This is a genomic window from Pseudomonas sp. Pf153 (genome assembly GCF_001269775.1).
Classification (GTDB): domain Bacteria; phylum Pseudomonadota; class Gammaproteobacteria; order Pseudomonadales; family Pseudomonadaceae; genus Aquipseudomonas; species Aquipseudomonas uvaldensis.
This window is the reverse complement of the sequence record NZ_LHVL01000018.1, coordinates 416,671-430,355: the sequence shown is the minus strand read 5'-3', so window position 1 is coordinate 430,355 and position 13,685 is coordinate 416,671. Positions and strand designations below refer to the sequence as shown.

12 protein-coding genes are annotated in these 13,685 nt (G+C 62.3%); 9 read left to right on the top strand and 3 right to left on the bottom strand.

The genetic code is table 11. The annotated features are described in order from the left end of the window. Positions 1–9 precede the first annotated feature (9 nt). From dapD to AD666_RS14090, 3 genes are all read left to right on the top strand, one after another. Entirely contained in the window at positions 10–1,044 is a 1,035-nt protein-coding gene (gene dapD / locus AD666_RS14100) for a 2,3,4,5-tetrahydropyridine-2,6-dicarboxylate N-succinyltransferase (protein WP_053152720.1), read from the top strand. 74 nt (positions 1,045–1,118) lie between these two features. Then, complete coding sequence (locus tag AD666_RS14095) at positions 1,119–2,324, top strand: cysteine desulfurase (RefSeq protein ID WP_053152718.1); 1,206 nt, start codon at positions 1,119–1,121, stop codon at positions 2,322–2,324. Continuing rightward, positions 2,321–2,731, top strand: a complete 411-nt coding sequence (locus AD666_RS14090) for a SufE family protein (RefSeq protein WP_053152716.1) — start codon at positions 2,321–2,323, stop codon at positions 2,729–2,731. The genes AD666_RS14095 and AD666_RS14090 overlap by 4 nt, the downstream gene beginning before the upstream one ends. A 115-nt stretch (positions 2,732–2,846) precedes the next feature. On the opposite strand, the gene tcdA is transcribed toward AD666_RS14090, so the two are convergent. After that, on the bottom strand, positions 2,847–3,659 hold the full coding sequence (gene tcdA, locus AD666_RS14085) for a tRNA cyclic N6-threonylcarbamoyladenosine(37) synthase TcdA (RefSeq protein ID WP_053152714.1): 813 nt from the start codon (positions 3,657–3,659) through the stop codon (positions 2,847–2,849). Positions 3,660–3,911: 252 nt separating this feature from the next. Here tcdA and dapE point away from each other — a divergent pair, with 252 nt between their 5' ends. The 3 genes from dapE to AD666_RS14070 are packed head-to-tail and all read left to right on the top strand — an operon-like array spanning position 3,912 to position 6,298. Further along, entirely contained in the window at positions 3,912–5,063 is a 1,152-nt protein-coding gene (gene dapE, locus AD666_RS14080) for a succinyl-diaminopimelate desuccinylase (protein WP_053152711.1), read from the top strand. Then, entirely contained in the window at positions 5,063–5,872 is an 810-nt protein-coding gene (locus AD666_RS14075) for a putative RNA methyltransferase (protein ID WP_053152709.1), read from the top strand. Before dapE ends, AD666_RS14075 begins: the two co-directional genes overlap by 1 nt. Before the next feature lie 48 nt (positions 5,873–5,920). Next, the gene (locus AD666_RS14070; protein WP_053152707.1) at positions 5,921–6,298 is read left to right on the top strand and encodes a hypothetical protein; all 378 of its coding nucleotides are present in this window, start codon (positions 5,921–5,923) and stop codon (positions 6,296–6,298) included. Positions 6,299–6,442: 144 nt separating this feature from the next. Here the strand turns inward: AD666_RS14070 and AD666_RS14065 are convergent, their stop codons facing one another. Further along, positions 6,443–6,652, bottom strand: a complete 210-nt coding sequence (locus tag AD666_RS14065; RefSeq protein ID WP_053152705.1) for a cold-shock protein — start codon at positions 6,650–6,652, stop codon at positions 6,443–6,445. 221 nt (positions 6,653–6,873) lie between these two features. Between AD666_RS14065 and plsB the strand changes: the two genes are divergently transcribed. The 3 genes from plsB to AD666_RS14050 are packed head-to-tail and all read left to right on the top strand — an operon-like array spanning position 6,874 to position 10,545. Further along, positions 6,874–9,375: a glycerol-3-phosphate 1-O-acyltransferase PlsB gene (plsB, locus tag AD666_RS14060; protein ID WP_053152704.1), complete on the top strand. Its 2,502-nt coding sequence runs from the start codon at positions 6,874–6,876 to the stop codon at positions 9,373–9,375. A gap of 53 nt (positions 9,376–9,428) precedes the next feature. After that, entirely contained in the window at positions 9,429–9,827 is a 399-nt protein-coding gene (locus AD666_RS14055; RefSeq protein WP_053152702.1) for a YbaY family lipoprotein, read from the top strand. 28 nt (positions 9,828–9,855) lie between these two features. Then, positions 9,856–10,545 (top strand): DUF4197 domain-containing protein, encoded by a 690-nt coding sequence (locus AD666_RS14050; RefSeq protein WP_053152700.1) that lies wholly within the window; start codon positions 9,856–9,858, stop codon positions 10,543–10,545. A 70-nt stretch (positions 10,546–10,615) separates the two neighbouring features. Here AD666_RS14050 and AD666_RS14045 read toward each other — a convergent pair whose 3' ends face one another. Continuing rightward, positions 10,616–13,681 (bottom strand): efflux RND transporter permease subunit, encoded by a 3,066-nt coding sequence (locus AD666_RS14045; RefSeq protein WP_053152698.1) that lies wholly within the window; start codon positions 13,679–13,681, stop codon positions 10,616–10,618. Positions 13,682–13,685: the final 4 nt, after the last annotated feature.

Sequence of the window (13,685 nt, the reverse complement as noted above, 5' to 3'; positions counted from 1 at the left end):
GTAACGTTCATGTCCACTACTCTGTTCAGCCTGGCCTTCGGTGTCGGCACTCAAAACCGTCAAGGCGCCTGGCTGGAAGTGTTCTACGCACAGCCACTGCTCAATCCGTCGGCCGATATCGTCAAGGCCGTCGCGCCGATCCTGGGTTACAGTGAAGGCAACCAGGCCATCACCTTCACCACCGCTCAAGCCTCGCAACTGGCCGAAGCCCTCAAGGGCGTCGATGCCGCGCAAGCCAAGCTGCTGACTCGCCTGGCCGAGAGCCACAAGCCTCTGGTCGCCACCCTGCTGGCCGAAGATGCCCAACTGAGCTCCACGCCTGAGGCCTACCTCAAGCTGCACTTGCTGTCCCATCGCCTGGTCAAGCCTCACGGCCTGAACCTGGCCGGCATCTTCCCCCTGCTGCCGAACGTCGCCTGGACCAGCCAGGGTGCAATCGACCTGAGCGAACTGGCCGAGCACCAGCTCGAAGCCCGCCTGCGCGGCGAGTTGCTGGAAGTGTTCTCGGTGGACAAGTTCCCGAAAATGACCGACTACGTGGTTCCGGCCGGTGTGCGCATCGCCGATGCCGCGCGGTTGCGTCTGGGCGCCTATGTGGGCGAAGGCACCACCGTGATGCACGAAGGTTTCGTCAACTTCAACGCCGGTACCGAAGGCCCGGGCATGATCGAAGGTCGTGTCTCGGCCGGTGTGTTCGTCGGCAAGGGGTCGGATCTGGGCGGCGGCTGCTCGACCATGGGCACCCTGTCGGGCGGCGGCAACATCGTGATCAAGGTCGGCGAAGGCTGCCTGATCGGCGCCAACGCCGGCATCGGCATCCCGCTGGGCGACCGCAATACCGTGGAATCGGGCCTGTACGTGACCGCTGGCACCAAGGTCGCGCTGCTGGACGAGAACAACCAACTGGTCAAAGTGGTCAAGGCCCGCGACCTGGCCGGCCAACCGGACCTGCTGTTCCGTCGCAACTCCGAGACGGGTGCGGTGGAGTGCAAGACCCACAAGTCGGCCATCGAGCTGAACGAAGCACTGCACGCGCATAACTAAGCCGCTTCACCGTCACCTGTGGGAGCACACTTACCCCCACAGGTGACGGCGTCACTCCAGCAGGGCCCGAAAGCATGTTGATTCCCTCCCCCTGGCGTGCCGATTTCCCGGCCATCGCCGCCCTTCAACGGCAAGGCCAGACCTACCTGGACAATGCCGCCACCACGCAAAAACCCCAAGCCCTGTTGGACGCCCTGGCGCACTACTACGCCAATGGCGCCGCCAACGTGCACCGTGCGCAGCATTTGCCGGGCGCCCACGCCACCCAGGCGTTCGAGGACAGCCGCCTCAAAGTGTCGCAATGGCTTAATGCGGGGAGCTGCGGGCAGGTCGTCTTTACCCATGGCGCCACTTCGGCGCTGAACCTCCTGGCCTATGGGCTGGAGCCTCTATTCGTTCCGGGCGATGAGATCGTCATCAGCGCCCTGGAACATCATGCCAACCTGTTGCCCTGGCAGCAGTTGGCCGAGCGCCGTTCGCTGAAGCTGGTGGTGTTGCCACTCGATGCCTGTGGGGTGATTGACCTCGACGCAGCCGCTGAACTCATCGGTCCGCGTACACGGCTGCTGGCGGTGAGTCAGTTGTCCAACGTGCTGGGGACCTGGCAACCCTTGCCGGCGCTGTTGGCGCTGGCCAAGGCCCAAGGGGCGCTGACGGTAATCGATGGCGCGCAGGGCGTGGTCCACGGTCGCCATGACGTGCACGCCCTGGGTTGTGATTTTTACGTATTTTCCAGCCACAAGCTCTACGGCCCCGAAGGGCTCGGCGTCCTGTTCGGTCGCGATGAAGCTCTTGGCAAGCTGCGTCATTGGCAATTCGGCGGCGAGATGGTGCAGCAGGCCGATTACCACAGCGCCAGTTTCCGCCCCGCACCGCTGGGCTTCGAGGCCGGCACACCGCCCATTGCCAGCGTGATCGGCCTGGGGGCGACCCTGGATTACCTGTCCGGTCTCGATGCCCGAGCGGTCGTCGATCACGAGACGGCGCTGCACGACTATCTGCTCCACGGCCTGCTCGCGCGCAACGGCGTGCGTCTGGTAGGCAACCCACGCCTGGCGCTGGTCAGTTTCGTGGTCGAGGGCATTCACAACGCCGACCTCGCCCATCTGTTGACCGAGCAAGGCATCGCCGTACGCGCCGGACATCATTGCGCCATGCCGCTGTTTAAGCATCTGCATTTGTCGGGGGCGATCCGGGTGTCGCTGGCGCTGTATAACGACTCCGCCGACATCGAACGTTTCTTCGAAGCAATGGATCAGGCCCTGGAGATGCTGCGATGAACCTGCCGGACGACGCCGTCGCGGCGCTGCAGATCTTCCAGGACGCCTCAGGCTGGGAACAACGCGCCCGGCTGTTGATGCAATGGGGCGAGCGCCTGCCACCCCTGAGCGACGCGGACAAATGCGAGGCCAACCTGGTCAGCGGCTGTGAAAGCCAGGTGTGGTTGGTGGGACGGTTGCAGGATGGTCACTGGCAATTCCGCGCAGCCAGCGATGCGCGGTTGATCCGGGGGTTGGTGGCGTTGCTGCTGGCGCGGGTCAACGGACTGTCCGCCGCCGAATTGCAGCAGGTGGATCTGCCGGGCTGGTTCAATCAGCTGGGATTGTCACGCCAGCTTTCATCTTCGCGCAGTAATGGGTTGAATGCGGTATTGCAGCGGATGGTTGAGTTGACTCGGAACCGCTAATAGCTTCGCGAGCAAGCCCGCTCCCACAGGGGATCTCATCGAACACAAATCTTGTGTACACCCCATATCCACTGTAGGAACGGGCTTGCTCGCGAAGAGGCCATCAGCGACACCCTCAAGTCTGAGGCTTGACCCGGTCAGCCGGCCGCCGCACACCCGCGACGATCTTATCCACAGCCTTGGTCGCCGCGACCATGCCGAACGTTGCCGTCACCATCATCACCGCGCCAAACCCGCCGGCGCAGTCGAGCTTCACGCCGTCGCCGACAAAACTCTTCTGCAGGCAGATGCTGCCATCCGGCTTCGGGTAGCGCAGTTGCTCGCTGGAGAACACGCACGGCACGCTGTAGTGGCGGGTCACGGTGCGGGAAAAGCCGTAGTCGCGGCGCAAGGTCGAGCGCACTTTGGACGCCAGCGGATCGTTGAACGTGCGGTTCAGATCGCAGACCTGGATCAGCGTCGGGTCGATCTGCCCGCCCGCGCCACCCGTAGTAATGATCTGGATCTTGCGGCGCTTGCACCAGGCGATCAGTGCCGCCTTGGCATTCACGCTGTCGATGCAGTCGATGACACAGTCGATGTTCGGTGTGATGTATTCGGCCATGGTGTCACGGGTGACGAAATCCGCCACCGCGTGCACCGTACAGTCGGGATTGATGCCGCGCAGCCGCTCGGCCATCACCTCGACCTTGGGCTTGCCGACCGTGCTGTCCAGGGCGTGCAACTGACGGTTGGCGTTGCTGACGCAGACGTCGTCCAGGTCGAACAGGGAAATCTCGCCCACACCGCAGCGGGCAATGGCCTCCGCCGCCCAGGAACCGACACCGCCCACCCCGACAATCGCCACGTGGGCCGCCCTCAGGCGCTCCAGACCTTCGATGCCATACAACCGAGCGATGCCGGCAAACCGTGGATCTTCTGTACTCATGACCGTTACCCCAAAAACCGGCGCGCATTATAGGGCACCGGAAACCAAACAGTCGTCGTTTTGCTATAAGATAACCGCCATCTTGTGAGTGCTGGCCGAACACTAACCAACGGCCGGACTCAGACCTGTCGGAGCGGGCTTGCTCGCGAAGGCGGTATATTCAGTCATCTATCAATTGCCTGACACACCGCCTTCGCGAGCAAGCCCGCTCCCACAAGGGTCCCGCCTTTATTCCCTGATCCGGAGCTTTCCATGACGGCCCCCGCCGACCTCTCGCCGACCCTGCAACTCGCCTGCGACCTGATCCGCCGCCCGTCCGTGACGCCGGTGGATGCCGATTGCCAGAAACTGATGATGCAGCGTCTGGGCAACGCGGGCTTTACGCTCGAGCCGATGCGCATCGAAGATGTGGATAACTTCTGGGCCAGCCATGGCAAGCATGACGGACCGGTGCTGTGTTTCGCCGGGCACACCGATGTGGTGCCCACCGGTCCGGTGCAGGCATGGCAGCTCGACCCGTTCGATGCGGTCATCGATGAACACGGCATGCTCTGTGGCCGTGGCGCAGCGGACATGAAAGGCAGCCTGGCGGCCATGGTGGTGGCAGCCGAACGTTTCGTCGCCGATTACCCGGACCACAAGGGCTCGGTGACTTTCCTGATCACCAGCGATGAAGAAGGCCCGGCACACCACGGCACCAAAGCCGTCGTGGAGCGCCTCAAGGCCCGCCAGGAGCGACTGGACTGGTGCATCGTTGGCGAACCGTCGAGCACCACCCTCGTGGGCGACGTAGTGAAGAACGGCCGACGCGGCTCCCTCGGCGCCAAATTGACCGTGCGCGGTAAGCAGGGCCACGTGGCTTATCCACACCTGGCGAAAAACCCGATCCACCTGGCCGCGCCAGCCCTGGCGGAATTGGCCGCGGAACATTGGGATCATGGCAACGACTTTTTCCCGCCCACCAGTTTCCAGATCTCCAACCTCAACGCCGGTACCGGCGCCACCAACGTGATCCCCGGTGAGCTGGAGGCGGTGTTCAATTTCCGTTTCTCGACCGAATCCACCGTCGAAGGCCTGCAACAGCGCGTCGCCGACATTCTCGACAAGCATCAATTGGACTGGCACATCGACTGGGCGCTGTCCGGCCTGCCGTTCCTCACCGAACCGGGTGCGTTGTTGGACGCCGTATCGTCGAGCATCAGGGACGTCACCGGCCGCGAAACCCACGCGTCCACCAGCGGCGGCACCTCCGATGGTCGCTTCATCGCCACCATGGGCACCCAAGTGGTGGAGCTGGGACCGGTCAACGCGACCATCCACCAGGTCAATGAGCGTGTGCTGGCAGCCGATCTCGACGTGCTGACCGAGATTTACTACAAGACGCTGATCAAGTTGCTCGCCTGATGCTCGCCTGTCCGATCTGCAGTGAACCGCTCAATTCGGTGGATAATGGTGTGGCCTGCCCGGCCGGCCATCGGTTCGACCGCGCACGCCAGGGCTACCTGAACCTTTTGCCGGTGCAGCACAAGAACAGTCGCGACCCGGGCGACAACCAGGCCATGGTCGAAGCCCGTCGCGATTTCCTCAACGCCGGGCACTACGCGCCGGTGGCCCGGCGGCTCGCCGAACTGGCCGCAGAACGAGCGCCGGGGCGTTGGCTGGACATTGGCTGTGGCGAGGGTTACTACACCGCGCAGATCGCCGACGCCTTGCCCGAGGCCGATGGCTACGCCTTGGATATCTCCCGCGAGGCGGTCAAGCGCGCCTGCAAACGCAACCCGCGCCTGACCTGGTTGATCGCCAGCATGGCCCGGGTTCCGCTGGCGGACGGTTGCTGTCAGTTCCTGGCGAGCGTGTTCAGCCCATTGGACTGGGAGGAAGCCAAGCGCCTGCTCAGCCCCGGTGGCGGCCTGATGAAAGTCGGCCCCACCCGCGGCCACCTGATGGAACTGCGCGAGCGGCTGTATGACGAAGTGCGCGAATACACCGATGATAAGCATTTGGCCCTGGTGCCGGCGGGCATGGCGCTGGATCACAGCGAAACCCTGGAATTCAAGCTCACGCTCGACAACGGCCAGGACCGCGCCAATCTGCTGGCGATGACGCCCCACGGCTGGCGCGCCAGCGCCGAACGCCGCACCAGCGTGATCGAACAGGCCGAGCCGTTCGAGGTCACCGTGTCGATGCGCTACGATTATTTCGTTCTTCAATAACCGATCAAATCCGCGAATGGATTTTTCAAGACCGCAGCGAGGACATCCATGCGCCAACCTGATATCGAGATTTACCTCAAGGACGCCGACGTCGACCACAAGGCCATCGCCGCCTGGCTGAGCCAGACCCTGGGCCCGTGCAGCGACTGGACCCAGAAGGGCCAGACCTACAAATGCAAGGCCGGCAACATCCCGGTTACCTGGCTGCCCAAGGCCGTCGGCAAATGGAACAGCCTGTACCTGGAAAGCGACCAGACCCCATGGGACGACGACATCGCCTGCGCCCGCGCCGCCTACGCCGCGCTGAACGTCGAAGTGCGCTGCGCGCCCGGTTCGTGGGTGGAAGAGGAAGGCGAGGATTCAGCTGATCGCTGGATTCGGATCAGTGCCGATGGGGAAGAGGAGATTACCTGGCGAACGGCTTGAGGTAGTCTGCTTCAATGTGAACGCAGATCTCATGTGGGAGCGGGCTTGCTCGCGAGTGCAGTGTGTCAGGCAATGAAAGTATCGACTGACACACTGCATTCGCGAGCAAGCCCGCTCCCACAATGAGTTCTGTGTAATCAGGGTTTACAACCCCACCACATCCTCAGCCTGCAAGCCCTTCTGCCCTTCCACCACCGCGTATTCGACCTTCTGGCCTTCGGTCAGCGAACGGTGGCCTTCGCCACGGATCGCACGGTAATGCACGAATACGTCTGCTCCGCCCTCACGCTGGATGAAGCCGTAGCCTTTCGCGTCGTTGAACCACTTCACGTTGCCGGTTTCACGTGCTGCCATGATGCTCACTCCCATTCTTATTTTTAGGTCGGCTGTTCGAACTTTCGCCACCGTCCAGCCGTCCATGAGGGAGGCGGAGGCAGCCAGCCGACCGAGTATAAGACAGCCGCAAAAACTCTCAACTGACTTTACTTCGCCGCTTTTTTGCCGATTTTCGATGAATCCTGCAAACTAGCGAGCCCGAGCATCCGCTCGGTTTCATCCACTCACGCAGAAGCCGTATGACCCGTTCTCCGCTCCGCCGTCTTGTGTTTGGCACCCTGCGCCGACTGCTGTACCTCTGGGTTCGCTCCGAAACGATCAACCAGTCGTCCTTCACCCTCAATCTCGACCGCAGCCGTCCGGTGTTCTACGTCCTGCAAGACCCTTCGCTCACCGACCTGGCGGTGCTCGACACCGAGTGCACCAAGGCCGGCCTGCCCCGTCCGGTATTGCCGGTGTCGGTGGGCCAGCTGTTGGAACCGGCGGCATTTTTCTATCTGACACCGGCCCCGGACTGGCTCGGGCGCCAGGACAAACGCGGCGCGCCGCCAACGCTGACGCGGCTGGTCAACGTGCTGAGCCATGACGCCGCCGAAGATGCGCAGATCATTCCCGTGAGCGTGTTCTGGGGCCAATCACCGGACAGCGAGTCCAGCCCGTGGAAGCTGTTGTTCGCCGACAGCTGGGCGGTCACCGGGCGTCTGCGCCGCCTGTTGAGCATCATGATCCTGGGTCGCAAGACCCGCGTGCAGTTCTCCGCGCCGATCCACCTGCGCGAGCTGATCGAGCACGACAAGGGCCACGAACGTACCGTGCGCATGGCCCAGCGGATTCTGCGGGTGCATTTTCGCAACTTGAAAGCAGCGGTGATCGGGCCCGATATTTCCCACCGACGCAACCTGGTCAAAGGGTTGGTGAACCAGCCGCTGGTCAAGCAGGCGATTGCCGACGAGGCCGAACGGGAAAAGATTTCTGCCGAGAAAGCCAAGGCCCAGGCCCTGCGCTACGGCAACGAAATCGCCTCGGACTATACCTACACCGCGATCCGCTTCCTCGAAGTGGTGCTGAGCTGGTTCTGGAACAAGATCTACGATGGCATCAAGGTCAACCACATCGAGAATGTGCAAGCGATCGCGCCCGGTCACGAGGTCATCTATGTGCCCTGCCACCGTAGCCATATCGATTACCTGTTGCTGTCGTATCTGCTGTTCCGAAACGGCCTGACGCCACCGCACATTGCCGCCGGCATCAACCTGAACATGCCGGTCATCGGTGGCCTGCTGCGCCGTGGCGGAGCGTTTTTCATGCGCCGTACGTTCAAGGGCAACCCGCTCTACACCGCTGTGTTCAACGAATACCTGCACACGCTGTTCACCAAGGGCTTCCCGGTGGAGTACTTCGTCGAGGGCGGTCGCTCACGCACCGGACGCATGCTGCAACCCAAGACCGGCATGCTCGCCATCACCCTGCGCAGCTTCCTGCGCTCATCGCGCACGCCCATCGTGTTCGTGCCGGTCTACATTGGCTATGAGCGGGTACTGGAAGGCCGCACCTACCTGGGCGAACTGCGCGGAGCCAGCAAGAAGAAGGAATCGATCTTCGATATCTTCAAGGTCATCGGCGCCCTCAAGCAACGCTTCGGCCAGGTGGCAGTGAACTTCGGCGAACCGATCAAGCTGGCCGAATTCCTCGACGGTGAGCAGCCCGGCTGGCGCCAGCAGGAACTCGGCCCGCAATTCAAGCCGGCCTGGCTCAACGCAACCACCCATCGCCTGGGCGAGCGCGTGGCGCGGCACCTGAACGAAGCCGCCGCGATCAACCCGGTCAACCTTGTGGCGTTGGCCCTGCTGTCCACCAGCCGCCTGGCCCTGGACGACCGCGCCATGGCCCGTGTATTGGATTTATACCTGGCGTTGCTGCGCAAAGTGCCGTATTCGCCCCACACCACCCTGCCCGCGGGCGACGGCCGGGCGTTGATCGAGCACGTCAAGGGCATGGACCTGCTGTCGGAACAGAGCGATGCCCTCGGCAAGATCCTGTATCTGGACGAGCAGAACGCGGTACTGATGACCTACTACCGCAACAATGTGCTGCACATCTTTGCCCTGCCGGCGTTACTGGCCAGTTTCTTCCAGAGCACTTCGCGCATGAGCCGCGAGCAGATCCTGCGCTACACCCACGCGTTGTACCCATACCTGCAATCGGAGCTGTTCATCCGCTGGTCGCCGGAAGAACTCGACGGTGTAGTCGACCAGTGGCTCGAAGCGTTCGTTGAACAAGGCCTGCTGCGTTTCGAAAAGGACCTGTACCTGCGCCCGGCCCCGAGCTCGCGGCACTTCGTGCTGTTGACGCTGCTGTCCAAGAGCATCGCCCAGACCTTGCAGCGCTTCTACATGACCGTCTCGCTGCTGCTCAACAGCGGCCAGAACAGCATCAGCGCCGAGGAACTGGAAGATCTCTGTACCGTGATGGCCCAGCGCCTGTCGATCCTTCATGGCCTGAACGCCCCGGAGTTCTTCGACAAGAGCCTGTTCCGCCACTTCATCCAGACCCTGCTGGACCTCGACGTGCTGCGCCGGGACGAAGCGGGCAAGCTAAGCTATCACGAGCTGTTGGGCGAACTGGCCGAAGGCGCCGCGAAACGGGTGCTGCCGGCGGAGATTCGCCTGTCGATCCGCCAAGTGGCGTTGCATCGCAGTGAAGACGCGGCGGATCAGGTTGCCCCGGTGTCCCGGGACTGATCTTCCCACAGGCGCCAGTTCGTCGACTGGCGCCTTCAATCAAGGACTGCCCCATGAACAAGCTTCTTATCATTGCCCTCGCCGCACTCCTCAGTGCCTGCTCCAGCGCGCCACTGGCGGGCAAGCACAGCCTCGACGGCGAAGTGTTTTATCTGCAACGCATCGCCCTGCCCCCCTCCGCGATCTTGAGCGTGAGCCTGCAGGACGTATCCCTGGCCGATGCCCCGGCCGTGGTGCTCGATGAACAGAGCGGCCCGGTCAACGGCCAGGTCCCGCTGCCGTTCCACCTCAGTTATGATCCGGCCCTGGTCAAGCCAGGCCATCGTTATGCCGTCAGCGCTCGGATTGAAGTCGACGGTCAACTGATGTTCGTCACCACCGAACAACACACCGTGCACCTCGATGGCAACGATCCACAACCATTGAAGATCCGCGTCAACGCGGCACGCTGATTCCTTTTACTTCACCAAGGACGCTCTCATGTTCCGTTCCACCCTGCGTTTCACCGGCCTGTGCGCCGGCCTGTTGTTCGGCGCCCATGCCATGGCCCTGTCCCTGGGCGATCTGTCGCAATCGGATGCCACGGGCGGTCTCAAGGATGCCTTGACCCAAGGCGCACAAATCGCGGTCAAGCAACTGGGCACGCCCGGCGGTTTCAGCAACAACCCGGACGTGAAGATCGAATTGCCGGGCAAGCTCGGTAAAGTTGCCAGCAAGATGAAAGCTTTCGGCATGGGCGATCAGGTCGATCAGCTGGAAACCAGCATGAACCAGGCTGCCGAGGCCGCGGTTGTCCAGGCCCAGCCGATCCTGGTCAACGCAGTGAAAAACATGAGCGTGAACGACGCCAAGGCTATTCTGAGCGGTGGCAACGATTCAGCCACCCAGTACCTGAACAAGAGCAGCCGCGAACAGATCCGCGCCAAGTTCCTGCCTATCGTCAAGCAAGCCACCGACAAGGTCGGCCTGGCCCAGAAATACAACGCCTTCGCCGGCCAGGCCGCGACCTTCGGTGTGCTGGATGCGAAAAGCGCCAACGTCGAAAACTACGTGACCGAGCAAGCGTTGGATGGCTTGTTCGAAATGATCGGCAAGCAGGAAGCCACCATTCGCGAGAACCCGGCAGCGGCGGCGACCAGTCTGGCGAAGAAGGTGTTCGGCGCGCTCTGACACCTAGCACAAAACACCTGTGGGAGCAGGCTCGCTCCCACATTGTTTTTTGGCGGTCAGAGAACTGCAGTCAGGTTTTCTTGACCCTGAACCACGCCGCATACAACGCTGGCAGGAACAGCAGCGTCAACGCCGTCGCCACAATCAGCCCGCCCATGATTGCCACGGCCATCGGGCCGAAGAACAGGCTGCGTGACAGCGGGATCATCGCCAGCACGGCCGCCAGTGCGGTAAGCACGATAGGCCGGAAGCGACGCACCGTGGCTTCGATGATCGCCTGCCACGGCGTGAGGCCGGCCTCGATGTCCTGTTCGATCTGATCCACCAGGATCACCGAGTTGCGCATGATCATCCCCGACAGCGCAATGGTGCCCAGCATGGCGACGAAGCCGAACGGCTGGCGGAATACCAGCAAAAACAGCGTCACGCCGATCAGCCCCAGGGGCGCCGTGAGAAAGACCATGGCCGTACGCGAGAAACTGCGCAGTTGCAACATCAGCAGCGTCAACACCACCACGATGAACAGCGGTACACCGGCGTTCACCGATTTCTGGCCACGGGTCGAGTCCTCGACCGTGCCCCCGACCTCCAGCAAATAGCCGTCCGGCAATTCGGCCTGAATCGGTTCCAGTGTAGGGAAGATCTGCTGCACCAGCGTCGCCGGCTGCTCCTTGCCGTAGATATCGGCCCGCACGGTCACGCTCGGCAGCCGGTTGCGGTGCCAGATCACACCTTCTTCGAAGCCGTACTCCAACGTTGCGATCTGCGACAGCGCCACGCTGGCGCCATTCTCGGTGGGCACCGCCAGGCTTGGCAGCAGCGACAGTTCGGTGCGTTCTTGCACGGTGCCACGCAGCAGGATCTCGATCAGCTCGTTGTCTTCCCGGTACTGGCTGACGCTGGAGCCGATGAGGGAGCTTTGCAGGAATTTCGACAAGTCGACGGTGCTCACACCCAAGGCCCGGGCACGCTCTTGATCGATATTCAGGTACACGACCTTGCTCGGTTCTTCCCAATCCAGATGCACATTGGCCACATAGGGATTCTCGCGAACCTTCGTCGCCACTTTGCGTGCCAGGGCGCGGACCTGCTCGATATGTTCGCCGGTGACCCGGAACTGCACCGGGTAACCCACCGGCGGTCCGTTCTCCAGGCGCGTGACCCGTGAGCGCAGGGTCGGGAATTGCTCGTTCAGCGTGGTGATCAGCCAACTGCGCAACGGCTCACGGTCCTCGATGGTCTTGGCCAGCACCACGAATTGGGCGAAGCTCGACGCCGGTAACTGTTGATCCAGAGGCAAGTAGAAGCGCGGTGAACCAGTACCGACATAGGCCACATAATTGTCGATGCCCGGATGGTCCTTGAGCATGGCTTCAAGGCGCTTGACCTGCTCGGCGGTGTTGCTCAGGGAGGCACCCTCCTCAAGCTTCAGGTCCACCATCAGCTCCAGCCGGCCCGACGCCGGGAAGAACTGCTGCGGAACAAAACGGAACAGCACCACCGAGCCCACGAACAGCAGCACAGTCAACATGATCACGGTTTTGCGTCGCCGTACGCACCACTCCACCAGTCTCCGGACACGCTGGTAGAACGGGGTGGCGTAAGGGTCCGGATGCCCGTCACCGGTGCCGTGCTTGGCCGCATGAATTTTCGCCAGGTCCGGCAGGAGTTTTTCCCCCAAGTAAGGCACGAACACCACCGCCGCCACCCAGGACGCTACCAGCGCGAGGGTCACGACCTGGAAGATCGAACGGGTGTATTCGCCGGTGCCCGATTGCGCCGTGGCGATCGGCAGGAAGCCCGCCGCCGTGATCAGCGTACCGGTGAGCATCGGGAACGCCGTGCTGGTCCAGGCGAAGCTGGCGGCCTTGATCCGGTCGAAGCCCTGCTCCATTTTGATTGCCATCATCTCGACTGCAATGATGGCATCGTCCACCAGCAGCCCCAGCGCCAAGACCAACGCGCCCAGGGAAATCTTGTGCAGGCCGATCCCCAGGTAATACATCGCTGCGAAAGTCATCGCCAGCACCAGCGGAATCGCCAGGGCCACCACCATCCCGGTGCGCAGCCCCAGGGAGAAGAAGCTCACCAGCAACACGATGACCAATGCTTCCACCAGCACCCGGACGAACTCGCCGACGCCTGTCTTCACGGCCGCCGGCTGGTCAGACACCTTGCGCAGCTGCATGCCGGCCGGGAGATTGTTCTGGATTCGAGCGAACTCGGCCTCCAGGGCCTTGCCCAGGATCAGGATGTCGCCACCCTCCTTCATGGCCACGGCCAGGCCGATGGCGTCTTCGCCCATGAAACGCATGCGTGGCGCGGGTGGATCGTTGAATCCACGACGCACATCCGCCACATCGTCGATACGGAACGTACGGTCGCCGACCCGGATCGGAAAGCGGCGGATCTCTTCTACCGTCTGGAAATTCCCCGATACCCGCAGTTGCAACCGTTCCGTGCCCGTTTCGAAGAAGCCGGCGGTGGACACCGCATTCTGTTCTTCGAGGGCCTGCTGAACGGCTGCCAAAGGCAAGCCCAGAGTCGCCAGCTTCACGTTTGACAGCTCGATCCAGATCTTCTCGTCCTGCAGGCCGATCAGCTCGACCTTGCCCACGTCTTTGACCCGTTGCAGTTGGATCTGCACGCGGTCGGCGTAGTCCTTGAGCACGCCGTAGTCGAAGCCGTCGCCGGTCAGGGCGTAGATATTGCCGAAGGTGGTCCCGAACTCGTCGTTGAAGAACGGTCCCTGAATGCCCGGCGGCAAAGTATGGCGAATGTCGCTGACCTTCTTGCGGATCTGGTACCACAGCTCGGGGATCTGCGCTGAATGCAGCGAGTCGCGGGCCATGAACGTTACCTGGGATTCGCCCGGGCGGGAGAAAGAAACGATGCGCTCGTAGTCGCCGGTTTCCATCAGCTTCTTTTCGATGCGCTCGGTCACCTGGCGGGACACTTCCTCGGCCGTGGCGCCCGGCCAGTTGGTGCGGATGACCATGGCCTTGAAAGTAAACGGCGGGTCTTCACTCTGACCCAACTTGGTGTAGGAAAGGGCACCAACGATAGCCAGCAACAGCATCAGGAACAGTACGATCTGGCGGTTACGCAGCGCCCATTCGGAAAGATTGAAACCCATCGGG

Coding starts and splice junctions, on each gene's coding strand:
- AD666_RS14090 (WP_053152716.1), top strand. CDS start 2,321: ATGAACCTGCCGGACGACGCCGTCGCGGCGCTGCAGATCTTCCAGGAC.
- AD666_RS14050 (WP_053152700.1), top strand. CDS start 9,856: ATGTTCCGTTCCACCCTGCGTTTCACCGGCCTGTGCGCCGGCCTGTTG.
- AD666_RS14095 (WP_053152718.1), top strand. CDS start 1,119: ATGTTGATTCCCTCCCCCTGGCGTGCCGATTTCCCGGCCATCGCCGCC.
- AD666_RS14070 (WP_053152707.1), top strand. CDS start 5,921: ATGCGCCAACCTGATATCGAGATTTACCTCAAGGACGCCGACGTCGAC.
- plsB (WP_053152704.1), top strand. CDS start 6,874: ATGACCCGTTCTCCGCTCCGCCGTCTTGTGTTTGGCACCCTGCGCCGA.
- AD666_RS14075 (WP_053152709.1), top strand. CDS start 5,063: ATGCTCGCCTGTCCGATCTGCAGTGAACCGCTCAATTCGGTGGATAAT.
- AD666_RS14065 (WP_053152705.1), bottom strand. CDS start 6,652: ATGGCAGCACGTGAAACCGGCAACGTGAAGTGGTTCAACGACGCGAAA.
- AD666_RS14045 (WP_053152698.1), bottom strand. CDS start 13,681: ATGGGTTTCAATCTTTCCGAATGGGCGCTGCGTAACCGCCAGATCGTA.
- tcdA (WP_053152714.1), bottom strand. CDS start 3,659: ATGAGTACAGAAGATCCACGGTTTGCCGGCATCGCTCGGTTGTATGGC.
- dapD (WP_053152720.1), top strand. CDS start 10: ATGTCCACTACTCTGTTCAGCCTGGCCTTCGGTGTCGGCACTCAAAAC.
- dapE (WP_053152711.1), top strand. CDS start 3,912: ATGACGGCCCCCGCCGACCTCTCGCCGACCCTGCAACTCGCCTGCGAC.
- AD666_RS14055 (WP_053152702.1), top strand. CDS start 9,429: ATGAACAAGCTTCTTATCATTGCCCTCGCCGCACTCCTCAGTGCCTGC.